Below are 20,499 nucleotides of genomic sequence, written 5' to 3'. Positions count from 1 at the left end.
GGACAATTATCGAGCGAACTTTGCTCTTGTATAAAACAAGTGCGTCCAGTGAAAGGAGTTTGGATTATAAACCTCTTATACTCCCTAGATACTTTTTATAAGTTAAAAAGAATAAAGAATATAAGGATATAGGACTTTTATCGTCCGTCCCAAACTGGGAGGTTATAAATGAATCTGCTTGATTGCCTAAAAGATCGGGGACTTAATCCTACTCTGGCGGGTCCGAAACATGGCGGAGAGTATCATTCTCCTTGTCCAAATTGCTACGGCACTGACCGTTTCCGCTGCTGGCCTGACCAGCCGAACGAAAAACACGGTATCCCCGGCTCATACAACTGCCGCCAATGCGGAATATCTGGCGATATAGTGCAATGGTTTGTCGATGTTGAGGGGATGGACTACCCGGCGGCCTTTGCTTCTGCGGGGGTAGAGGGGAACGGTTCAGCGTTACCGCGCAAGTATCGCTCCCCTGCTCCGAGGAAAAAATATCAACAGGCACAACCTGAAGGTAAGACTTGGGATATCCCTCCCGTATTGTGGATGGAGAAAGCACAAAAACTTGTCGAATATGCACACGTTCAACTCTTAGCGAATCAAGAGCAGCTCAAATATCTAGCCGGACGCGGGATAAAAAAAGAGACCATTATATCTCATAAACTCGGATGGCTTCCCGGTGAGAATGGCAAGAATGCAATGTATCGCGCCCGTGTCGGCTGGGGATTGCCAGAAGCAAGATGGCCCGATGGTCGAATTAAGGCTCTCTGGCTACCGCGCGGAATAGTCATCCCTCTTCTTTCAAAAGACGGGGAAGTTTTACGGATAAGGATTCGCCGCCCTCACTATGATTTGAAGACTGAAAAAGATCTCAAATATGTTGTTGTTCCTGGATCGTGTATGGCGACGATGGTTCTTTCTCCATCGGCTGAAGCGTTTGCAATTATCGAAGCGGAGCTTGATGCCATGCTGGTGGATCAGGAATGCAAGGGTTTAATGGGCGCGGTCAGCGTTATGAACGATGCGGGCAAGCCGGATTCGACGGCGCTCCCTATTTTGCAGGCGGCAAAATCTCTCTTGGTGGCTTTGGATTTTGATAAAGCTAAAGCTGACGGAACTCGTCCGGGAACTAAAGCTTCGAAATGGTGGACAACAAATTTTGATAGGGCTGTTCGTTGGCCCGTTCCGGCAGGTAAAGATCCCGGTGACGCATTTCAAAAAGGGGTTGAGCTCAAAGAATGGGCGCTTGCTGGACTCCCGCCAGTTTTCAAAGTGCGGGAAAGAGAGAAACTTAAGAGACAAAATCCGCGTCCAGTTACCAATGCGAACGAAACCTCTCCCGCAAAAAAAGCACCCGTAGTAGCCCCAGAAGCACAACCTAAAAAAGAAGCAACTCCGCTCGGATCACTATTCGCGTTTCTTGATGGGAATCCGACAATGTACTTGAAATTTTATTCAACGAAAAAAGGTGACGCGGCTTATGCTCCGGCTCCGGCAGATAATCAGCTAGTAACCTGTTTGACTTCTCTCATGATTGAGGCAGTAGATGAAATAGAAAAAAATCCTATGGAAGTGGCTTATCGATATGGAAAGCCTCGAACGGGATAAAAACTAGGTGAGGGTTGCCGAATAGATCTTGTACATCCACACGGCGACCGAATGACGCAACATTCGATCAGGAACTCCCAACCCTCTCACTAAGCTTCGAGGGGAATAGCACGGGAACCTTCGAATGACAAAACTCTGTTTAGAGCACTGGCCCCTTGAACGGTTCCGGTCATATGACCGGAACCTCAAAAAACACAAAACGAGCGTGAATAAGATGATTGAATCAATTCGGGAATTCGGGTTCCGCATCCCCGTTCTTGCTCAAAGTGATGGAACTATTGTTGACGGAGAACTCCGGCTGCTTGCCGCGCTTCAGCTTGAAATAATAGAAATTCCAGTTGTCCTTGCGGACGGCATGACTCCGCAACAGATCAAAGCTTTCCGGCTCATGGCTAACAGTTCGTCTGCCTGGTCTAAATGGGATGATGAATCTCTTGCCCTAGAACTCTCGGAATTGCGCACTTACGATTTTGATTTGCAATTAACAGGATTTGCTCTTTCCGATGTTGAAGATTTACTCGAGCAATTCGGCCCTGAATTTTCCGGCAACGAAGATCCGGACTCAGTGCCGGATATTGAATCAGAATATGTAAGCAAACACGGCGACCTTTGGATTCTCGGAGAACATCGTCTGCTCTGCGGAGATTCCACCAGCGGCGCGGATATTTCAAGGCTCATGAACAATAACTCCGCTGATATGGTTTTCACCGATCCACCGTACAACGTGAATTATGAGGGCAAGGCCGGAAAAATCAAAAACGACAACATGTCGAACGGTCAATTCTACCAATTTCTTTATGACGCATTCACGGCCATGTTTCTGGCTCTCAAAAAAGGCGGCCCTATCTACGTTGCCCACGGTGAAAGTGAATCGATAAATTTCCGCTCTGCTTTTCAAGACGCAGGATTCAAGACAGCAAGTTGCGTCATCTGGGCAAAGAACGCCTTTGTTCTGGGTCGCAGTGATTTTCAACCGCAACATGAGCCGATCCTATATGGCTGGAAACCGGGCGCAAGGCATTGCTGGTATGGAGGGAGAAAAAAGACTTCCGTTCAGCAATTTCAAAATGATGAGCATATGCAAATCGAAGGAGATTCCGTGCAACTGACGATGCAAAACAGGTTGCTCCTTATTTCCGGCAAAGACCTGCAAGTGGAAGAACTGATTCCCTCGGTTGTTCATGAAAAGAAACCACAGCGCAGTGACGCTCACCCCACGATGAAACCTGTAGCTCTGGTTGAAAGATTTCTAAAAAACAGCTCACTAAAAAACGACATCGTTCTGGATTCTTTCGGAGGCTCCGGTTCAACGCTCATCGCTTGTGAGCGGACGAAACGTAAATGCCACACAATGGAACTTGATCCGCGCTTTGCTGATGTAATTGTACGCCGCTGGCAGGAATTCACAGGTCAGACGGCAATCCTTGAATTTGACGGTAGAACTTTTGAGCAGGTCCAATATGCAGGAAAAATTCAATAAACTTATCGAAGTAGTTTCTCAGAACGACAAAACTGAACTTGTCGTTCTGAATAACGCTGTAGTCGATAATTTAAAATCTTATAGCGTGGCATCAACAGTAAAAAACAAAAAGAATTGGGATGCGGCAAAGCGCGGTTTTGAGCAAGCCATTGAACAAATGTGGCTCAAGTATTTTCCAGAGGAAGGCAAAGAGACTCCTACAGGATTTAAAAACCTTTCAGAAGTTCATAAACATCTTAAAGAACAAGGCTACAAAATTTCCCAATCTCAAGTTTATGCAGATAAATCCATGCTTCCGAAAGGAGAAAACGGGCTGATCTCCGATAGCATCGTCCGAAAATATGTACTGGCAAAAGGACTGTCGAACAAAACGCCTTCGGCTCGTGAGCAAGCGGCTTCGGCTAAAACGCTTGAATCCAAAGCCATTGATGCCAGTGAATCTGCCCGTAAAACTAGGCTACAAAATGAAATTCTTGAAAGGAAATTAGGCAAAGAAATTAAAGCCCTTTTCCCAGCTGATGCTGTAAATTTCGAATTTTCTAAACGGGCGCAAATTTTTCGATATGCTCTTGAGAATTGGGCTGAAAAAATGGCTGATCCTATTGCTGGAATTTTCGGAGCCGACGAAGAAGTTGCTGCTAAAATGCTTGATGATCTTGGTATTGATAAATCTAAAGCACCTGAATTAGCGGTTAAAATAATGGAACGGCAGTCAGGATTTATCGAGTTGTTCACTGCGGATATAAACGCCCTTTTACACCCTTTTTCGGACGGGACTTGGCAGACTGAAGAAATGTCTAACTTGATGCGCGAATGGATAGAAGAAAGAAAAGAGAAGGAAATTGAAGTCACAATGGAACTGATTTCTCTCATTGATTCAGGAGCAAGTCTGATGGAAATTCATGCATCGTTTGATTTAACTCGCAAATGGAGCATGTGCTAGTCATGACCACAGCCCCCATCATAAATTTTTTCCCTGGTGAAAAAGCTGTATTTGCAATGCGGCCCCAGACACCGACTTATGAATGGGCTTGCAAAAATTTCAAACTTGCAGCCGGTCCACAAAAAGGTAGCCTCTGGGACCCGAAAGAAGTTCCGCATGCAAAGTTTATGATGGACATGTGGGATCGTCCTGAAGTTCGTAAAGTATTTTTTGTCGGGCCATCGCAGGGAAGCAAGAAAACAACCATCGCATACGCGTGTGCTCTTGCCCGTATTTCTCGGCGGCCCGGACCGCTCGGAATTGCGATGCCGGATGAAGGCGCTATTGAGCGAGTTTTTACTGAAAGGTTAACTTATCATCTGAACGGCAGTCCCTTTCTACGTTCTCTTATTTCTCCAAGTCGATACGCTGAACAGAAATCTCAAATCCAATTAAAAGACGGTTCCATGATTCTCGGCATTTGGTGTGGATCTGAAATGCGTATGTCTTCCTTCTCAGCCGAAACGATGCTGATTGACGAAGAAGATGCCAACGCCAACAAAAATTCGGTTGCTACGGCAGAAGAAAGAACATGGGGCTACAAGCGCACACACAAAATTTTTCGCTTTACCAAGCCGCGTAAAACCGAAGAAGATTCGACAATATGGAAGGACATGCAGGCCGAGTCACAAGCCATATATGAATATCACGCAGTCTGCCCTTCTGTTGTCTGTAGAACTCCGCAAGTTATGGAATTCGAGAACATCAAGGTCCCAGATGAAGTTCGCGATCCGGCTCTAATCGAAGAAAAGAAACTAGCTAGATATGTCTGTCCTCACTGTGGGTATGAATGGTCGGATTACACCCGCGACAAGGCTCTTGATGCGGGGTTCTGGGCAACTGATTCTAAAGTGAAGAATCCAACCATTGTTGGTTTCCATTTGCCGTCTTGGATGTGCAAATCCATGTCACTTTCAAAAGTAATGGCTGATTATTTTAAAAAGCGACGTGAAGGACAGGAAGGTATGCTGTGGTTCGATAATTCGCACCGAGCAATCCCGTATGAATCGACCGTAATTCTAGCAGATGAAGATATGCTTAAAAAGTTCATCAGGCTTGATTTGCAATCACAAACAGTGCCCAAAGAAGCGGCGGCTATAACTCTCGCAATTGATACCCAGAAAGACCATTTCTGGTATTCGGCTTGCGCTCATGCGGTAGAGCCACGCCAAGAGTGGATATTTGATTACGGCAAAATAGGTTCTTTTGAGGAAGTCGAGCAGCTCCTTTACAAGACCTCATATCGCAAAGAAGGATCACAAGACCGGCTATCTTTTTGGCGCGCTGCTATCGATACAGGTGGCACACGCAATAGTCCTCTTGAGGAATCCAGAACAATGCAGGTTTACAGATGGTTACTCAAACAAAAGCCCGGACTGATCTTCGGAACCAAGGGCATGAGTCATCATACACCAGGGGTCAATGTTAAATGGTCACTGCTTGAACAATTGCCGGGAGGTAAGAAATTGAAAAACGGATTGCGACTTTACTTGCTCAATGCCGATGCATTCAAGTCCGAAGTATTTTGGAGATTAACCGAAGGTTGTGAAGAAGAACCAATATGGTTTCATGCCGATACTGATGAATTATATATCAGACAGATTCTATCAGAACGGTTGCAGTGGGATTCTAAAAAGAAAAAGGAGGTATGGAAGGCCATTCGCAAGGACAACCACTATCTCGATACACTTTGTACACATATAGCTATGACTCATTTTCAGTGGAAACCAACACTGGAAAGTCTTGCTGAACATCTTAGTAAACCGAAGAAAGCTAACAGCGGACCGCCTCCGATTAATTCATCAGGGACTCCGAGGGGTGGGGCTTTTGGTGGGCGTGGTCGAGGGGGGTGGTAATGAGTATTGAGCGCAATTTCAACAGGTTGGATGTTCAAAAAATCCTAATATGTGGCAAAAGTAAATTCTGGGACTTAGTATCAAAGGGTGAGTTTCCAAATGCTTTTAAAGTCGGGCCATCTATTCGGATTCCTGCTTCTGATATTGAAGCATATAAAGAGAAATATAGAGTTGATTTAAATGGTAAATAACACTAAACAATTCAGTAAATAATCTTACCAACAAAAGAAAATATTTATGATTAAAATTAGATTTAAAGAGATAATAACGCTAGCCCTAATTACAATATCAATCTTAGCTGGTACTGTGACAATCTATATGACATTAAAGGAGTCTTATAATAATATCCATTTCGCTGATGATTTAAACTCAAGAATACAACAATTGCCATCAGCAAATTCTGCATTTCCAAATTTAAGAGAAACCTTAACTTATTTTAACAGTACCGAAAAAGACAAGTTCTTTTGGGCTAATAAAATTGCAAACCTTGAAAACAGAATAAACCAAACTAGTAATCAAACCCTTGCTTTGCGAGAATGCATTTCTCCCTTAAATCCAGATCAAATTATATCAATCGCAAGACTGACAGATTTAACAATCCAGAATCAAAAAGAAATCAAAGAACTCAAAGAAAATTTAAACCAAACTTTTTTTAAATACTCAGCGAGTATAAATTCAGAGTTGAATTTCAATAAAAATTTAACCTCGGGTATTTTGGTTACACTGGTAAGTTTCTTATTCACAGTAATGTGGTATATTTTTACGAATAAAAAAAATTAACATGCCTTTTGTAGTTCACTTCAAAATATATCCGAGCTTTCATTTAATCCTTTACCTTCGAGAGCTCTCAAAAACTCTTTCTTAAACCGTTTTTCAACTCCATTGAATGAGTCAACAACAATTTTTTCCTGCCCATATATTTCAATATACTTATTCTTAGTCTTGTAATGCCAGTGACAAAGCCAGCCACCGGAATTAAAACCAGCAACATAGTATTTTTTCCGGTCGAGTGGGACTAGCTTTGATCCTTCTTTTAGCATGGGATCTATTACGGATTTCAGTTCTTTGAAGCTATCCAGAGCCTCTGGAGTAACTGGTTTAGATCGCATTGCACGTTTGCGCTCTCTCTGGCGTGTCTTTAGGTCTTCCTCTGAAAGTATTGGTTTTCGTTCCATGGCTGGCTTCTTTGGAGCATGTTCTGCAGGGTAAACAATCTCTCTAGCTTTTACCTTTTCTGCTATAACCCAATTAGTAATGGCTTTTTCTAAGTGCAAGAAATTATGAACTCTGGAAGATTGTAATGAATAATTTTGGGAGGTATGTAGAGATTCAGTCTTGGTGTAGCAAAACATTTGTTTTCTATTAAATTTGATCTGATGCCACAGTGAACTTTTGTTATAATTAATTATCGCTACAATCTTTTCACCTTCTACTTTCCCGCAGACTTCAATCTCACTAGTATTTAAAAATTTTTGTTCTACAGTCTGGACGGCACCAGTTGGCAAGTCTTCAGGTAGGCTGAAAATCTCTCTGATTATTTTTAACTCATTTTTGGGGACATTGCCGCCCTTCCAAGAGTTATGGGTTAAACAATATGTATATGAACCCTGACGAGTTTCAACGTTTAATTCTTTGAATCTGCTGTTTTTAGTGTACCACGCCCCCTTATCAAGCATATACATTTTTCTGTTTCCGTGGTGGGGTGATTGCTCTTCCATTTTAGCAGCCCGTGGCTTTGAATATCTATTAGGGGCTGAATGTTTAGGAAGCCCGGTGCAAAAGGATAAATGCTTGCACACTCTCAATGGGTCATTAATTGAGTATCCACTTCTTCGAGTAACCCAATCTATACAATCACAACTCATATTTTCTAAATCTACATTGTAATGCACTCCCGGAGTCGTAAAACTTTCAACTTTATGCATTTTGGAACTAAAAGAAACGCCAGAGCTCTCCCTATCTTTGCCGACAGAACTAGAAAATAATTCCTTCAACTTATTTTTTATATTTTTCCACATTGACCGTATCCTTATATTTATGCATTCAAAAGTAGCCGGGAGGTGTGAAATGTCCAAGGCTTCGGCCCAAAATAGCTAGACCCCTAACTGACGGGAAGGGGTGTTTCACTCCCGGCTTTTTTTTATTTTTCTACTTGACAACAAGTCTAATTTTCTCCAACCTAACGCCAGAGCTTCAAACACTCTACAACACAAGGCGGATATCCGCTCCCGTCAGCAGTGGCTTTTTTATGCCCAATTTTTGTCGCATCCTTTTTCGGGCATAGTAATTCTGCTCTTATATTTTGTCGGGAGTCTGTAAATTATACAATACCCTTCGGGGGAAAATTTACAGGGCGCACCTTGTGGCGTTGTTTGAAGCTCCCGGCAATTACCCAAAAGTATTCAAACACTTTACACAAGGAGCTACTCGCATGAGTACCAACCCAATTTCCCTTCCCGTTACCCTTCTTGATGAAACTATCCAGAATCACGCTCTTATTAAGCTGTCAGAGATTACTGAATATCTGGACTGCCTCCCGGATTTACCCGACTACACTCCCGTTTACGAACTTTCCGAAATGCTCTGCGACTCAGCGGACACTTTACACAACAGTTTTATATGCGAGGTAGAAAGCTTTTCTGAAAACGGTATTACCGTGGTTTCAAAAGCTGACATACTCAAACAGATTGCTAGGCTTACCCGCCCCTTTGAATTGCTTGCAAAAATCACCGGGGATAAAGATATCACCGAACGAGTCAACTCCATTGTGAATGGCCTTGATTCCAAGGTTATGGAACTCCTGCGCGGAGGTTCTGACCATGAGTAATGTTATACCATTCCCTTCAAAATCCCCAAAAGCGACTTGCCAACTGGCTAAAGGTTTTTCAGGCAGAACAATGCCAGCCAGTCACGCATGGGGTGAAATGACTAAATTTATCAGTTATCTTACCGACACGCACAATAACCCTTCTGTGATGGTGATTCGTGGCAACGGTGAAATACGAATCAAGTTTCTCGGAGGTGGTCAGTCATGAGTTATGAAACCATCACTCTCCGCAAGTCTGATCTGGACTCCGCATTGAACCAGCTTAAAGATCTGGCTTCCATGTCCAATCGATTCGACAGCACCAAGACAGAAAAGAACGATGTTCTTCTTGGCCTTATATACGAAAAAGCAACAGAACTTAATCTTAATTTTTCCTGTTTGATCTCAGATAAAAACCGCCCGAAAAATCCAGATAAAGAAGAATTGCTTCACACAGTAGAAAGAAACTTGTTTTTATGCTCTTCGCTTTTCAGCTCTCTGGCTGATGTTGCAGATAGAGAAGAACACGCTTCAATGGCTATCCTCATGGATGAACTTTGCAAGACTATGGACAGGAAAATATCAAACACGGTTGCCTTGCTTAGAAAAGAGTTGTGCCATGCAGAATAATATTATTCCCTTCGATTTTGGCGATAATCTTGTGCGGGTAATTATGCGTGATACTCAACCTTGGTTTTTGGCTAAAGATGTTTGCGATGTTTTGGAACATTCAAACCACCGAATGGCTATCCAAGGACTTGACGAAGATGAAAAGGGGGTAAGCAATGCTTACACCCTTGGAGGCGAACAAAATATTACTGTTGTTTCCGAATCCGGCCTATATTCGTTAATCTTCCGCTCCCGCAAACCCGAAGCAAAGAAATTCCGCAAGTGGGTAACGTCCGAAGTGTTACCCACTTTGCGTAAAACAGGAACATACGAATGCAAGCCTCTTTTCGCTGAACCTAATTTAAATTTGCCAGATGCGGCCCTGTTCTTAAAACCGGCCCTACGCACCACGGCAATGAATGCCGCCATGCAGATGGTGAAACACGCAGGTGGGAATCTTGACGATTTTGATGCTCTGTACGTCAAATATTGTTCCATGCTTGCCGCTAAGCCGTCCGTAGCGCACGAGCTGGAAGGCTTGCCGCCTGTACGCTATTGTCCTAACTCGGACGGGCTTATCCTTGACGAGCATATGTTCCAGCAATGGGCAGTCAAACGGCTTGCACCAGCCCTGCAAAAAGGCGAGCGGGCAACTAAGCTGTATCACGACTTCAAGCTTTTTTGTAAAAAGAATAAAGTAGCCCCGCCTAGTATCAAAAAATGGGGAGAACTGATGACCGAGCGGTTTGATAAATTTAAAAGTGGGTGCATCAAATACCGTGTCGGACTAACCGAACCATTCGGAAGACAGACTCGCAGGACAAGAAACTAAAACAAAACATCAACTATTACAGACTCTTAATAAAACTTATTAATCAATCTTTATTTTTTATTTTTTTAAGTAAATAATATCAGTATGTTAAAAAATTAGTGTCCGTGCGTGTCTGAATCAGTCCGCACCTGTCCGTGCGTTAAATCCCCCCATGATTTAACGTGCATTCATGTCTGGCAACTACTTAGAACCCTTCTCTGATGCTGAACTTGAAGACCTTTCCTCTGAATGCAAGAAAGGTCTTCTCGCTTGCGCTATGAACAAAAGCTACACCGTTGCTGGTCAGTCTTTTGAACGCGCTGAAATTCCCAAATTAAAAGAAATGCTCGGCGATATCGCGGCAGAACAACGCCGCCGCGCAGGTACTTCCAAGCCTCGCATCTTCACTGCCAGAATCGGGCGGGTATTCTAATGAATGCCCTTCGCAAGATAAAACGCCTTAAGGCTGGCGCTCGTGCTAATGCCATTCGTCCTGTTCGTCGTGTCGGGGCAAGTCATGGCGGCACGATGGCGAATTGGAATCCTCAACGCGCTCACCGCGGCAGTGAACGGCTCGACCGTGAGCGCATGCAGACTCGCACGGAAGACATTGTCTCCAATGACGGACACGCCGCGTCCATCCGCTCGACTCTCACAACAAACGTAGCTGGACCGGGCATCCGTCCACAATCGTCTCTTGCTGCGAAAAAATTAAACCTTACAGCGGATCAAATTCTCGAAATAGAATCCGCGCAAGAAGAAGCTTTCGAACTCTGGACAAGTGAAGCTCATATCGGAGGCCTACTCCATTTTGCAGACATTCAGGCTTTATCAGTTTCTACTTTGATTCCGTTCGGGGAATTCTGCTACTTGTGCAGATTTCTCGACGAACCGGCTAGGACTCGTAAACAGCGCAATTTTTCTTTTACTCTGCAAGATATCCATCCGCTGAGATTAAAAACACCACCGAACGAATTGATGTCTCCTTATCTACGGGACGGCATCAATTTTGACGAAGACGGTGAGGTTGATGGCTACTACATTCACACTCCGGCAGAAATAAACGACCCCGAATCATATACATATTACAAAGCCAAAGCCGGACACCGCCGCCGCTTTTTTCATTGCTTCCGCTCTGTCGATCCTGAACAGGTGCGCGGAGTTTCTATTCTTGCTCCGGTCATTAAACTTTTCCGCGATAAATACGATTTTCTCGATTACGAGCTGATTGCTCAAATCGTCACGGCCTCTTTCCCTATTGCTATTGAACGAGCCATCCCTCCCGAAGGTTTTGATGATCCAATGTCGAAAGATTGGGATCCGCGTTGGTATCAGAATGTTGATGCCGGACAGATCCTTTACACCAACCCCGGCGAAACAGTTAATCCGATTTCCTCGGACCGTCCGGGCAATAATTTTGACCCCTTTTTCAAGACCGTAATCAGAACCTTAGCCGCCGCTGCAGGGCTTCCTTATCATCAGGTTATCAAAGATTTTTCGGAAACAAATTATTCATCTGCAAGAGCCGCACTGCTTGAAAGCTGGCGTGAATTTGAAGTGTATCGCGGTTGGCTGGTTCGGCATTTTTTGCAACCTATCCGCATCATGGTTCTGGAAGAAGCCTACTTGCGCGGTTACTGGAAAATTCCTGCCGGAGCACCCGGCTTTTACGAAGCAATGAGACTCTGGACAGCATGCCGTTGGACACCGCCACCGCGCGGACACATCGATCCAGACAAAGAAGCAAAAGCAAATGAACGTGCAATCGCAACTGGCCAGAAAACATACAAAGAAGTTTTAGGCGAACAGGGCAAAGACTGGCGCGAAGAGTTTGAGCAAGAAGCAGTAGAACAAAATTATCGGAAAAAACTCAACTTGCCTGTACTCGACCCTGCCAATGTGCAGACCTACCCGGATGAGCCGGAAGAACAAGAAGAAGAAATCCCAAAAACGGGAGCCGCATAATGAAAACACTACTTCGTGAAAATTTTTGGTTGATGGAAGAAACATCACTGATACCATTTTTAAACAGTGATCTAACTCTCGATGCCGAAGCGAACGCATTCTCCGGCAAGAAACGCCCTTTCAAGCTCGAAGGAAATGTCGCAATAATCAAGGTTGCTGGTTCACTGAACATGAACTTCCACTGGCCTCCTTACTGCTCTTCTTACACTGTGATCAAAGAGCAGATTAAAGCCGCTATTGCTGATTATTCAGTTCGCTCAATTCTTCTTGAGATCGATTCACCCGGCGGCACTGTCTCCGGCTGTGACGACTTAGCTACTGCGGTTGCTGACGCTGATAAAAAAAAGCCCGTCTATGCTTACTCATCCAGCCAAGCAACTTCTGCGGCATATTGGGTAGGCTCCGGCGCAAGGTATTTCGCAGCTGGCAAAACTGCGGATCTCGGTTCCATCGGCGTGATCATGGTTCATATGGATTACACGGGCTTGTATAATGATGCTGGAATCAAGCCGACAATCTTCCGCGCTGGTGAATTTAAAGCTTTAGGAATTCATCTCGAATCTCTCAGCGATAAAGCAAAAACATCGTTGCAATCTCATCTCGACCAGACCTGCGAAATTTTCATTAATTCAATCGCCTGCAATCGAAAAAAACTTAAAATTTCAAACAAAAATGAATGGGCCGAAGGTCGCGTCTTCCTTGGTGAAGAAGCAAAAACCATCGGCCTCATCGACTGCGTATGCACTCGAGATCAATTAACTTCGCATATCCTCAAGGAGGCTAGCATGGATGCGAATGAACTGCGGGCAACTTATCCCGATGTTGTCAAAGCAATTGAAGACAACGCAACGGCTGAGGCTACCTCCCAATTAGCGGGAGCCAAAACAGAAACAATTAAACTTGCATCGGACGCGGCTATCGCAATGTTCGGAGACACCGCTGGCGGCAAACTTAAAGCAGCCCTTGAAGCTGGACTGAACACAGAACAGATCACAACTCTCGGCCTTGCTTATGATGTAAACGTACAGCCGGAAGCAAAGGTTGATGATTCCAAACAGGCTGAGATGTTAGCGGCATTGCTTAAGACAGATCAGCCGGGAATAGTTCCGGGGTCAAAAAAGAGCAATCCTTCCGCACAGTCCTTTTCCGCAAGAATGAAAGCTAAACATCAGGGCGGTCTAGCTAATGTATAAACAAAAAAAAGCAATCCACGACATCGTTATCCGTGAAAACGACCGGGACTTTGGTCGCGAAAATGTAACCATTGGTCAGAGCAAGAAACATCCTGTCGGTACTGTGATGGGCCGTAAACTTTTTTCCGTACCTGAAGCAGCTACACCCGGAGCCGGAAATGTCGGATTAGGCAACATGTCAGATATCTCAATTAATATGCTGGCAATGTACGGCCCCTACACAATGACTTGTGTTGAAGCTGAAGCGGCAGGTGGTAGATTTATCGTTACCACTCCAGAAGGAGTTCGCTTGCCGGATGCACTTGTCGGAACTCCTTTTGTATCTCCACATATCAACTTCACCATAAGTGACAGTGATCCTGATTTTGTCGTCGGAGATTCCTTCACTGTTGAAATTGGTCCCGGTGACGGAAAAGCTTTTCAGCTTGATCCTGCGGCAACTGACGGGACTCAAATCCCCTACGGATTCACCGCCGACGAATACGACGCAACCAACAATGATTTCCCCGGTGTCGTTATAAAAGAAAGAGCTTTAATCCGCGCTTCGAACCTTGTCTGGCCTGAAGGCTTCACACCGGACCAGATAGAAAATGCTCTGACAATCTTCGCATCTAGATCAATACTCAATAAGGAAGGTGTCTAATGGGTGTTTTAATTTCAACCCCCTATGATGACGAGAATGCTTTCGGAGCAATGGAACTTACAGCAGGGATCAACTTTATCCAGCCAACTTATGGGTTGTTGCTTCCGTCCGGCCTATTTAATCCTGTTGGAGTTTCAACAAAAACTATTTCTATTGAAATGGTGAATAACCAGCTTCAGTTGCTCGAAACTAAGCCCGAAGATGGAGATGCTAACCTTTCTACTCAAGAAGAACGTAGCATGGTTACTTTCAAAATTCCGCACATCCCGCTCAGAGATACTATCCGTCCGAGTGAATTTTCCGGGATTAGAGCCTTTGGCGGAACAGAACTTGATCACGCCCACAATGTAATGGAAAAGAAATCCCTAAAAAACCGCCGCCGTTTTGAACTCACTTGGGAACATCTCATGTGGGGAGCTTTAAAAGGTGAAATCATTGACGGCGATGGTTCACGAGTTCTTTTCAATCTCTATGACAAATTCGAAGTTACTAAAAAGGTAATCGATTTTGAACTTCACAACCCAAAAACTGACGTTGATGGAAAGTGTGAAGAAATAGTTGCCCATGTTGAAAGGTACCTTCAGGGCGACACTATGACTGAGGTTGTTTGTCGCGTGTCACCTGAATTTTTCCGCTTACTGATCACTCATCCAAATGTTGAAAAGTTCTATTTGGCGCAAAGTGGTGCAGCAAAACTGGTTGGAGCATCATTCAAAGCCTTTGTTTTCGGCAACGTCCGATTTGAAGTTTACCGCGGGCAAGCTCCAACCTCAAAAGGAGTGCAACGTCGTTTCATTAATCCCGGTGAAGGCATTGCTTATCCAGAAGGAACTTATGAAACGTTTGGTGGAGCTTGGGGACCAGGCGAGTTTATGGACACAGTAAACACCGAAGGAATTCCCATCTACGCCCGTAGAAAGGTTTTGGATTTTGATAAAGGCCTCGACCTCTACTACGAGTCCAACCCAATATTCCTATGTATGCGCCCGCAAGTACTTGTCACTGTCACTGCTGGCGAAGAGTTTGAGATTCCATAGCAGCTAACAGACTATTGAATAAGCCTTAACTCTCCATCGCAAACAGCCCGGACCGCACTTACCCGTTTTCAGCGGTCCGGGCACAAACAAAAGCCGGATGCAATGATGAATCAGCTTTTCGACCACATAACCATGAAGGCTTGCTTAGCGGGCTGTTGTTCAGCCGCCACATGGCTTTTTGGTGGTTTCGATGCAGCATTGCTTGCTTTGGTTGTTCTGTATTTGTCCGACTTCGCTTTAGGAGTAGGCCGCTCTCTACAGAATGGTTCATTCCGTATAACCAAATTCCGTCACGGTATTGGTAAATTTGTTGTCTATTCAATCGCAATCATCATGGCGAACATGCTCGATGTAACTCTAGATGAATCTCTGCCCTCTGTTTGTGCCTATGTTCGCGAATTCTTGGTTATGTATCTGGCCTCAAATGAATTTTTAAGCGTGGCTGTTCATCTGGCTGAAATGGATGTGCATGTAATTCCGCGCCAACTCACAGACAGGATCAAGTCCTTCAGAGACGAATTTGATCCAATTCAAGACAGGAGTCGTTATGGCACGTCAAATAGACATAATAATAGTTCACTGCTCGGATTCAACTTGGGGCAACGCGGAAGTAATCAATCAATGGCATCTTCAGAACGGTTGGAGCGGGATCGGATACCACGGGGTAATCCTGAACGGCCACCCCACAAGCCACGGCGACTATGATCCGACTCTTGACGGATTCATTGAATCTGGTCGTTCACTCGAAGTGGTTGGCGCACATTGCAAAGGCTACAACAGCCGTTCCGTAGGACTCTGCCTAATTGGTAAAGACTTTTTCACAGATATGCAGATGGAAGTTCTTTATCAGAAACTGGCTGAATTGCTCAAGCTGTACGGACTAGATCCAGACGCAATTTACGGACACTACGAAATGGATGACCACAAAACCTGTCCTAATCTGGACATGGACGAAGTCAGAGCGCGGCTCTGGGAAATGTGGTCATGATCCCCATAGCAACAATTCTCGGATTCTTCACAGGCAGCGGCAAAGGCAAAATCATCGCCATAGTTGTCGGTGTGCTGATTCTTACAATTGTAATCGGCGGCTTATGTTTCAAAATATCATGGCTGAAAACTGACATTGCAATCCTTGAAAAAGATAAGGCGGAGCTGAACGAGGACATCGCCGGATTCAAGCTGGAAATAAGAACAGGCGAAACCGCAATTACCTTGCTTAAAGAAAGTGGCAACCAGACCACACGAGTCATCGCCAGCCTTCAGGGGCAACTCAGTACGGTCCAGAAGTCCGCTAAAAAATATCGCATCCAACACGCGAAGGCCGTGCGGCTTTTTAACTCGGCCCGGAATCATCCCATAACCAATTCAACCGGAGTCATCAGCTATGAAGACAGTCGTAATGCTGCTGAGTTTATTAACCATACTCTCGGCATGCAACCAGAAGCGAGTCAGTAAAATTGATGAAGTCCGGCGGGTCGAAGTTGTTGCAAAATATGTTGAATGTGTTTCTCCAGAAAAGCCAAACTTTCAACCATTACTTGAAGATCAACACATAGGCTCAAAGGAAAACGTAAGCCGCACAATGCACAACGCTGTCGAAAGTCAGGCTTATACCGAAGGTCTTGAAGCCGAAAACAACTGCTACCGCTCACAAGCTGGAAAATAAAATGGACTTCAAGACGCAAATGACACTCGACGCACAGAACGTCTTTATGAATCAGAATGAATTTGCTGAATCCATTAACTGGAATGGCAAATTTATCAGTGCCGTTGTTACGGACGAAGGCGAAGGACAAAGCGACGGTGAAACCTTCGATTCAACCAGAGCCGGTGTGAGCGTAGAAATTAAAAGCGTCCTTATTGTTTCAGACGATATTGAAAGGCCCCGGCTCCATAAAGAGTACAAGTTTAATAATGAGAAGTGGATCGTTTCCAGAGTTAAAGGCGAAGGCGTTATGCTTAACATTCAGATTTACAGAGAAAAATCATGAGCGTTCTTGAAATAGATACATCTGATGCAATGAAGCAGCTTGCAAATATGCGGGACACTCTCGCACTCGTTCCCGGCGGCATGCATTTGGCGTGTCAGCGGGCCGCTAATAAGTCCATCAAGAGTTTAAAAGTCGCGGTTAAGAAATCAGTTTTATCAGAATATTCTATTCTATCCCGTGATTTGGAAAAGAGCTTTTCAGTTGTTCAAGCTTCTAAGTGGAATCCCAATGCAGAGCTTCATGCCAGCGGAAACAGTTCCATATCTCTTTCGCATTTCAACCCACGGGCACGGGCTATTACAGCAGAAACTAAAACCAGATCCGGCGGTACGGCACGAGTTAAGCGCACGGGCGTAACAGTCAAAGTTAAAAAGACTGGAGGTCGTAAGCTGGTCAAAGGCGGTTTTCAGCTTAAGGCTGGTGCAATCATGAAACGAGTCGGTGACAGCCGATTACCTATTGCCAAACTCTACGGCCCTTCCCCCTTGCGTCTGCTCGAAGATTCAAGCGTCCAGCATGAGCTTCAATTTAAAGTGCAAGAGTTAATGGAAAAAAATCTCGAACATGAAGCAACTCACATTCTTAGACAAGCGGGGCTGAGATAATGACTGAACTCGTAATGATGTCCCTTAAAAGATTATTAGAAGTGAATCTTGCGGATTTGAAGCTTGAGAAAGCTGGCAAGGCTGAACTTGTACCCTTCAAAATATATCAGAATGCCATTCCCGCAAAAGACACGGATGATGAAATATATCCTTGTCTAGTTATCCGATGGGTGAGTTCAGAGGATGACGAAGATGGCGCAATCGAAACACTGGATATTCTGATTTGCGTTTACTCAGGTGAAGGCCGCACGGTTTGCGAAAGCTGGTCGAACATTGTTTCCGGCAGAATTCGCAGATTACTGCGAGATAACGAATTTCTTGAAGATAAATACAAGCGAACAGGTTCGGTCATTGCCCGAAATCCTCTGCTTGATCCAGATGCAAGGCATCACACTCACCACGTTTCCACGGTCAGGTGTAGCTGGTTCTACCCCTTTCCAAGCAAACCAATTTTACAGGAGGATTAAATGACATACGGACACGGTATCTATCCATTTGAAGTGCCGACATCTCTAGTCCCGCCTCGGCGTGTAGACTCGGCAATACCTGTTGTATTCGGAACGGCTCCCGGACCTACGGAAGGAACTCTTCCGGTCAATGAACCTGTTCTCTGTTTTAGCATGACGGAATATGTCGCAGCGTTCGGCTACGATGAGGACTGGGAAAAATACACACTCTGCGAATTCGCAACAGCATATTTTGTTGATTACGGAATGTGTCCGGCAGTCTTCGTAAATGTTTACGACCCTGCCGTTCATAAAACTGGTGAAATCTCCGACCCCACAGTTGTTACTGGTGACGATATTATCGGCGGAGTTGATGCTGATACGCTCGAAAAAACCGGACTCGAACTTATAAATGAGGTCTTTCCGAAGTATCGCATTATACCGGGTTCGATTGTAGCGCCGGGCTTTTCCGATGAACCTGCGGTTGCAATTTCCATGAGTAGCAAAGCAAGCCTCATCAACGGCATTTTTAAAGCAATGGCCATAATTGATATCCCCGAATCAGTCACAAAATACACTGATACTCCGAGCTATAAAGAGACAAGCAATCTCACAGACGAACATATGATTGTTTGTTTTCCAAAGGTCAAAAAAGGCGACAAGATTTATCATTTGAGCAGTCACGTTGCCGCGCTTCTTGCCCGTGTGGATCATGATGCGGAAGGTATTCCTTTCCGCTCACCTTCCAACCAGCGCATGGAAATCACAGGCAATGATCTTGCTGGAAACGAACTCCGCCTCGGACTTGATGAAGCCAACTATCTTAACAGTCAAGGCATCATAACCGCGATGAACTGGGATGGCGGCTGGAAATGTTGGGGCAACCGCACAGCTTGCTATCCTTCAAACACCGATCCCAAAGATTCATTTATTCCTGTACGCCGCTTTTTCAACTGGCATTCCAACACTTTTATTCTGACCTACTTTTCAAAAGTAGATTGGCCCCTAACCCGCCGTTTGCTGACCACTATTATGGACAGTGAAAATATCCGGCTAAATTCTTTTGCTTCCCGCGAAATAATTCTCGGCGGTCGTATTGAGATTCTGGAATCAGAAAATCCGACAACTGATCTCATGGACGGAATAGTCAGGTTCCACACGTACATGACCCCGCCCTCTCCGGCTCGGGAAATCATCAACATTCTGGAATATGATCCTAAATATATTTCAACCCTGTTCAAATAAGGAAAATTATTATGAACGAAAGCAATAAAGCAATCGGATTGACTGGGCGATTTAGTGTCTACCTTGGAACCGGAACATCTCTTGGCACGGCAACAGTTGAACTGCCAGACTTTGAAGCCATAACCGAAACCCTGACAGGGGCAGGTCTTGGCGGTGAGTTGGAAATGCCTGTTGTCGGACTTTTTAAACCCATGACAGTAAAACTGTCATTTAACAAAAAGACTTCCAACTACATCAAACTTCTGGCCCCTGAAGGTCACCATCTGGATCTACGCATTTCTACGCAAGGCTACAAAGGCAGTGAAGGCAAATTCACGCATACACCGGAACGAATTGTTCTGCGCACCCTGCCTAAAAAATCTACTCTCGGTAAACTGGAAGTTGGCAAACCGCAGGGTAACGAAATTGAGCTCGGAGTCATTTACGTAAAGCTCGTTATCGATGGCAAAGACGCGATCGAGTACGACAAGCTCAACTATAAATACGTGGTCGATGGTGTCGATTACATGGCTAAAATCAGAAGTAATATAGGAATGGAGGGTTAAGAAGATGGCAAGACTTGAAACTGTCAAAATTAATTTTGATTACCCGGTAACAGTCGGCGACAACGAAGTTGAATTTGTAACTATGCGCCGCCAGAAAGTGCAGGATTCGATTGACGCTGAGGTCATGGCCTCGACTAAGACCGGGGCTGAAATGGAAGCGTGTCTATTTTCTTTAACCTGCGGAATCCCGGTAGAAGACCTTCTGACATGGGACCATGTGGATTATCTTAAATTACAGGAAAAATACGTTTTTTTAATGACCACCAGCTCCGAGAAGATAGTGCATCCCTCCGAAGAGGAGTCCTCTGTCTCGCCAGCTGGTCAGGATGGAGCCGAAAAGAAATAGGCAACATGACATTAGAAGAGTTCAGAAAAAATCTTGAGGCTTTGCCGAAGGATGAAAAGGGGCGGCTATTCTTCAGGAGTAATTAGCCCCTTCTGAACAGCCTCATAGAGGATCGGAATAGATTCTTAACCTCGTTACCTAGCTCTTGCCAGATAACAAACAAAAGCACCGCACCGACAAGGAACGTACCGAGTGTTTGCCAGTTGGGAACTAAGACAAGATCAACGGCTCCCTTGCTTGATACAAGAAAAACAGATGCACCGAGTAGCAGAATAAACAATAATCCTGCCGCCAAGAATATGAATGAAAATACGATTTTAATTCTATTCATGGCAGA

Annotated in this window: 26 protein-coding genes and 1 pseudogene; 25 read left to right on the top strand and 2 right to left on the bottom strand. The window is 44.7% G+C overall.

What is annotated here, in order from left to right:
- Positions 1-168 precede the first annotated feature (168 nt).
- From JEY82_RS13860 to JEY82_RS13835, 6 genes are all read left to right on the top strand, one after another.
- Positions 169-1,602 carry a primase-helicase zinc-binding domain-containing protein gene (locus JEY82_RS13860; RefSeq protein WP_304086482.1) on the top strand — a complete coding sequence of 478 codons (1,434 nt, stop codon included), beginning with the start codon at positions 169-171 and terminating at the stop codon, positions 1,600-1,602.
- Between the two features lie 124 nt (positions 1,603-1,726).
- On the top strand, positions 1,727-3,082 hold the full coding sequence (locus JEY82_RS13855) for a DNA modification methylase (protein WP_304086479.1): 1,356 nt from the start codon (positions 1,727-1,729) through the stop codon (positions 3,080-3,082).
- Positions 3,063-4,025: a hypothetical protein gene (locus JEY82_RS13850; protein ID WP_304086476.1), complete on the top strand. Its 963-nt coding sequence runs from the start codon at positions 3,063-3,065 to the stop codon at positions 4,023-4,025. Before JEY82_RS13855 ends, JEY82_RS13850 begins: the two co-directional genes overlap by 20 nt.
- 2 nt (positions 4,026-4,027) lie before the next feature.
- Positions 4,028-5,920, top strand: coding sequence for a terminase gpA endonuclease subunit (locus JEY82_RS13845; protein WP_304086473.1), 1,893 nt, complete (start codon positions 4,028-4,030; stop codon positions 5,918-5,920).
- On the top strand, positions 5,920-6,111 hold the full coding sequence (locus JEY82_RS13840) for an AlpA family transcriptional regulator (RefSeq protein ID WP_304086471.1): 192 nt from the start codon (positions 5,920-5,922) through the stop codon (positions 6,109-6,111). The genes JEY82_RS13845 and JEY82_RS13840 overlap by 1 nt, the downstream gene beginning before the upstream one ends.
- A 46-nt stretch (positions 6,112-6,157) precedes the next feature.
- Positions 6,158-6,700 (top strand): hypothetical protein, encoded by a 543-nt coding sequence (locus tag JEY82_RS13835; protein WP_304086468.1) that lies wholly within the window; start codon positions 6,158-6,160, stop codon positions 6,698-6,700.
- 20 nt (positions 6,701-6,720) lie between these two features.
- Here JEY82_RS13835 and JEY82_RS13830 read toward each other — a convergent pair whose 3' ends face one another.
- Positions 6,721-7,938, bottom strand: a complete 1,218-nt coding sequence (locus tag JEY82_RS13830) for a hypothetical protein (protein WP_304086465.1) — start codon at positions 7,936-7,938, stop codon at positions 6,721-6,723.
- Positions 7,939-8,351: 413 nt separating this feature from the next.
- Between JEY82_RS13830 and JEY82_RS13825 the strand changes: the two genes are divergently transcribed.
- The 19 genes and pseudogenes from JEY82_RS13825 to JEY82_RS13740 all read left to right on the top strand — a co-directional run bounded on the left by JEY82_RS13825 (position 8,352) and on the right by JEY82_RS13740 (position 20,162).
- Positions 8,352-8,747, top strand: coding sequence for a hypothetical protein (locus tag JEY82_RS13825; protein ID WP_304086463.1), 396 nt, complete (start codon positions 8,352-8,354; stop codon positions 8,745-8,747).
- Positions 8,740-8,955 (top strand): hypothetical protein, encoded by a 216-nt coding sequence (locus JEY82_RS13820; RefSeq protein ID WP_304086460.1) that lies wholly within the window; start codon positions 8,740-8,742, stop codon positions 8,953-8,955. The genes JEY82_RS13825 and JEY82_RS13820 overlap by 8 nt, the downstream gene beginning before the upstream one ends.
- Positions 8,952-9,356 carry a hypothetical protein gene (locus tag JEY82_RS13815; protein ID WP_304086457.1) on the top strand — a complete coding sequence of 135 codons (405 nt, stop codon included), beginning with the start codon at positions 8,952-8,954 and terminating at the stop codon, positions 9,354-9,356. Before JEY82_RS13820 ends, JEY82_RS13815 begins: the two co-directional genes overlap by 4 nt.
- Positions 9,346-10,167: a Bro-N domain-containing protein gene (locus tag JEY82_RS13810; protein WP_304086454.1), complete on the top strand. Its 822-nt coding sequence runs from the start codon at positions 9,346-9,348 to the stop codon at positions 10,165-10,167. The genes JEY82_RS13815 and JEY82_RS13810 overlap by 11 nt, the downstream gene beginning before the upstream one ends.
- A gap of 169 nt (positions 10,168-10,336) precedes the next feature.
- Positions 10,337-10,579 (top strand): hypothetical protein, encoded by a 243-nt coding sequence (locus JEY82_RS13805; protein ID WP_304086451.1) that lies wholly within the window; start codon positions 10,337-10,339, stop codon positions 10,577-10,579.
- Complete coding sequence (locus tag JEY82_RS13800; protein WP_304086449.1) at positions 10,579-12,111, top strand: phage portal protein; 1,533 nt, start codon at positions 10,579-10,581, stop codon at positions 12,109-12,111. The genes JEY82_RS13805 and JEY82_RS13800 overlap by 1 nt, the downstream gene beginning before the upstream one ends.
- Positions 12,111-13,304: a signal peptide peptidase SppA gene (sppA, locus tag JEY82_RS13795; RefSeq protein ID WP_304086446.1), complete on the top strand. Its 1,194-nt coding sequence runs from the start codon at positions 12,111-12,113 to the stop codon at positions 13,302-13,304. The genes JEY82_RS13800 and sppA overlap by 1 nt, the downstream gene beginning before the upstream one ends.
- Positions 13,297-13,947 (top strand): head decoration protein, encoded by a 651-nt coding sequence (locus JEY82_RS13790; RefSeq protein WP_304086443.1) that lies wholly within the window; start codon positions 13,297-13,299, stop codon positions 13,945-13,947. The genes sppA and JEY82_RS13790 overlap by 8 nt, the downstream gene beginning before the upstream one ends.
- Positions 13,947-14,984: a major capsid protein gene (locus JEY82_RS13785; RefSeq protein ID WP_304086441.1), complete on the top strand. Its 1,038-nt coding sequence runs from the start codon at positions 13,947-13,949 to the stop codon at positions 14,982-14,984. The genes JEY82_RS13790 and JEY82_RS13785 overlap by 1 nt, the downstream gene beginning before the upstream one ends.
- Before the next feature lie 102 nt (positions 14,985-15,086).
- Positions 15,087-15,497: pseudogene (locus JEY82_RS19700) on the top strand (phage holin family protein); the annotation flags it as partial.
- Between the two features lie 34 nt (positions 15,498-15,531).
- Positions 15,532-15,972, top strand: a complete 441-nt coding sequence (locus tag JEY82_RS13780; protein WP_304086439.1) for an N-acetylmuramoyl-L-alanine amidase — start codon at positions 15,532-15,534, stop codon at positions 15,970-15,972.
- Positions 15,969-16,439 (top strand): hypothetical protein, encoded by a 471-nt coding sequence (locus JEY82_RS13775; RefSeq protein ID WP_304086437.1) that lies wholly within the window; start codon positions 15,969-15,971, stop codon positions 16,437-16,439. Before JEY82_RS13780 ends, JEY82_RS13775 begins: the two co-directional genes overlap by 4 nt.
- Complete coding sequence (locus JEY82_RS13770; RefSeq protein ID WP_304086435.1) at positions 16,369-16,650, top strand: hypothetical protein; 282 nt, start codon at positions 16,369-16,371, stop codon at positions 16,648-16,650. The genes JEY82_RS13775 and JEY82_RS13770 overlap by 71 nt, the downstream gene beginning before the upstream one ends.
- Before the next feature lies 1 nt (position 16,651).
- Entirely contained in the window at positions 16,652-16,975 is a 324-nt protein-coding gene (locus tag JEY82_RS13765) for a hypothetical protein (RefSeq protein ID WP_304086432.1), read from the top strand.
- Entirely contained in the window at positions 16,972-17,580 is a 609-nt protein-coding gene (locus JEY82_RS13760) for a phage tail protein (protein WP_304086429.1), read from the top strand. The genes JEY82_RS13765 and JEY82_RS13760 overlap by 4 nt, the downstream gene beginning before the upstream one ends.
- On the top strand, positions 17,580-18,047 hold the full coding sequence (locus tag JEY82_RS13755) for a hypothetical protein (protein WP_304086426.1): 468 nt from the start codon (positions 17,580-17,582) through the stop codon (positions 18,045-18,047). Before JEY82_RS13760 ends, JEY82_RS13755 begins: the two co-directional genes overlap by 1 nt.
- Positions 18,048-19,271, top strand: coding sequence for a phage tail sheath family protein (locus JEY82_RS13750; RefSeq protein WP_304086423.1), 1,224 nt, complete (start codon positions 18,048-18,050; stop codon positions 19,269-19,271).
- 11 nt (positions 19,272-19,282) lie between these two features.
- On the top strand, positions 19,283-19,816 hold the full coding sequence (locus JEY82_RS13745; RefSeq protein WP_304086421.1) for a phage major tail tube protein: 534 nt from the start codon (positions 19,283-19,285) through the stop codon (positions 19,814-19,816).
- 4 nt (positions 19,817-19,820) lie between these two features.
- A complete protein-coding gene (locus tag JEY82_RS13740; protein ID WP_304086419.1) occupies positions 19,821-20,162 on the top strand; it encodes a phage tail assembly protein in 342 nt (113 codons plus the stop codon).
- 82 nt (positions 20,163-20,244) lie between these two features.
- Here the strand turns inward: JEY82_RS13740 and JEY82_RS13735 are convergent, their stop codons facing one another.
- Positions 20,245-20,493: a hypothetical protein gene (locus tag JEY82_RS13735; RefSeq protein WP_304086416.1), complete on the bottom strand. Its 249-nt coding sequence runs from the start codon at positions 20,491-20,493 to the stop codon at positions 20,245-20,247.
- Positions 20,494-20,499 lie beyond the last annotated feature (6 nt).

The sequence above is a fragment of the Maridesulfovibrio ferrireducens genome (genome assembly GCF_016342405.1).
In the GTDB taxonomy this organism is placed as follows: domain Bacteria; phylum Desulfobacterota; class Desulfovibrionia; order Desulfovibrionales; family Desulfovibrionaceae; genus Maridesulfovibrio; species Maridesulfovibrio ferrireducens_A.
The sequence above is the reverse complement of the archived record's forward strand: the minus strand, read 5'-3'. Positions and strand labels throughout refer to the sequence as shown.

What these genes read in the sequence shown, in the direction of transcription:
- JEY82_RS13855 (WP_304086479.1), top strand. Translation starts at nt 1,727, where the DNA reads ATGACAAAACTCTGTTTAGAGCACTGGCCCCTTGAACGGTTCCGGTCA.
- JEY82_RS13775 (WP_304086437.1), top strand. Translation starts at nt 15,969, where the DNA reads ATGATCCCCATAGCAACAATTCTCGGATTCTTCACAGGCAGCGGCAAA.
- JEY82_RS13820 (WP_304086460.1), top strand. Translation starts at nt 8,740, where the DNA reads ATGAGTAATGTTATACCATTCCCTTCAAAATCCCCAAAAGCGACTTGC.
- JEY82_RS13810 (WP_304086454.1), top strand. Translation starts at nt 9,346, where the DNA reads ATGCAGAATAATATTATTCCCTTCGATTTTGGCGATAATCTTGTGCGG.
- JEY82_RS13825 (WP_304086463.1), top strand. Translation starts at nt 8,352, where the DNA reads ATGAGTACCAACCCAATTTCCCTTCCCGTTACCCTTCTTGATGAAACT.
- JEY82_RS13735 (WP_304086416.1), bottom strand. Translation starts at nt 20,493, where the DNA reads ATGAATAGAATTAAAATCGTATTTTCATTCATATTCTTGGCGGCAGGA.
- JEY82_RS13780 (WP_304086439.1), top strand. Translation starts at nt 15,532, where the DNA reads ATGGCACGTCAAATAGACATAATAATAGTTCACTGCTCGGATTCAACT.
- JEY82_RS13785 (WP_304086441.1), top strand. Translation starts at nt 13,947, where the DNA reads ATGGGTGTTTTAATTTCAACCCCCTATGATGACGAGAATGCTTTCGGA.
- JEY82_RS13750 (WP_304086423.1), top strand. Translation starts at nt 18,048, where the DNA reads ATGACATACGGACACGGTATCTATCCATTTGAAGTGCCGACATCTCTA.
- JEY82_RS13815 (WP_304086457.1), top strand. Translation starts at nt 8,952, where the DNA reads ATGAGTTATGAAACCATCACTCTCCGCAAGTCTGATCTGGACTCCGCA.
- JEY82_RS13845 (WP_304086473.1), top strand. Translation starts at nt 4,028, where the DNA reads ATGACCACAGCCCCCATCATAAATTTTTTCCCTGGTGAAAAAGCTGTA.
- JEY82_RS13755 (WP_304086426.1), top strand. Translation starts at nt 17,580, where the DNA reads ATGACTGAACTCGTAATGATGTCCCTTAAAAGATTATTAGAAGTGAAT.
- JEY82_RS13790 (WP_304086443.1), top strand. Translation starts at nt 13,297, where the DNA reads ATGTATAAACAAAAAAAAGCAATCCACGACATCGTTATCCGTGAAAAC.
- JEY82_RS13760 (WP_304086429.1), top strand. Translation starts at nt 16,972, where the DNA reads ATGAGCGTTCTTGAAATAGATACATCTGATGCAATGAAGCAGCTTGCA.
- JEY82_RS13805 (WP_304086451.1), top strand. Translation starts at nt 10,337, where the DNA reads ATGTCTGGCAACTACTTAGAACCCTTCTCTGATGCTGAACTTGAAGAC.
- JEY82_RS13765 (WP_304086432.1), top strand. Translation starts at nt 16,652, where the DNA reads ATGGACTTCAAGACGCAAATGACACTCGACGCACAGAACGTCTTTATG.
- JEY82_RS13840 (WP_304086471.1), top strand. Translation starts at nt 5,920, where the DNA reads ATGAGTATTGAGCGCAATTTCAACAGGTTGGATGTTCAAAAAATCCTA.
- sppA (WP_304086446.1), top strand. Translation starts at nt 12,111, where the DNA reads ATGAAAACACTACTTCGTGAAAATTTTTGGTTGATGGAAGAAACATCA.
- JEY82_RS13740 (WP_304086419.1), top strand. Translation starts at nt 19,821, where the DNA reads ATGGCAAGACTTGAAACTGTCAAAATTAATTTTGATTACCCGGTAACA.
- JEY82_RS13835 (WP_304086468.1), top strand. Translation starts at nt 6,158, where the DNA reads ATGATTAAAATTAGATTTAAAGAGATAATAACGCTAGCCCTAATTACA.
- JEY82_RS13860 (WP_304086482.1), top strand. Translation starts at nt 169, where the DNA reads ATGAATCTGCTTGATTGCCTAAAAGATCGGGGACTTAATCCTACTCTG.
- JEY82_RS13745 (WP_304086421.1), top strand. Translation starts at nt 19,283, where the DNA reads ATGAACGAAAGCAATAAAGCAATCGGATTGACTGGGCGATTTAGTGTC.
- JEY82_RS13850 (WP_304086476.1), top strand. Translation starts at nt 3,063, where the DNA reads ATGCAGGAAAAATTCAATAAACTTATCGAAGTAGTTTCTCAGAACGAC.
- JEY82_RS13800 (WP_304086449.1), top strand. Translation starts at nt 10,579, where the DNA reads ATGAATGCCCTTCGCAAGATAAAACGCCTTAAGGCTGGCGCTCGTGCT.
- JEY82_RS13830 (WP_304086465.1), bottom strand. Translation starts at nt 7,938, where the DNA reads ATGTGGAAAAATATAAAAAATAAGTTGAAGGAATTATTTTCTAGTTCT.
- JEY82_RS13770 (WP_304086435.1), top strand. Translation starts at nt 16,369, where the DNA reads ATGAAGACAGTCGTAATGCTGCTGAGTTTATTAACCATACTCTCGGCA.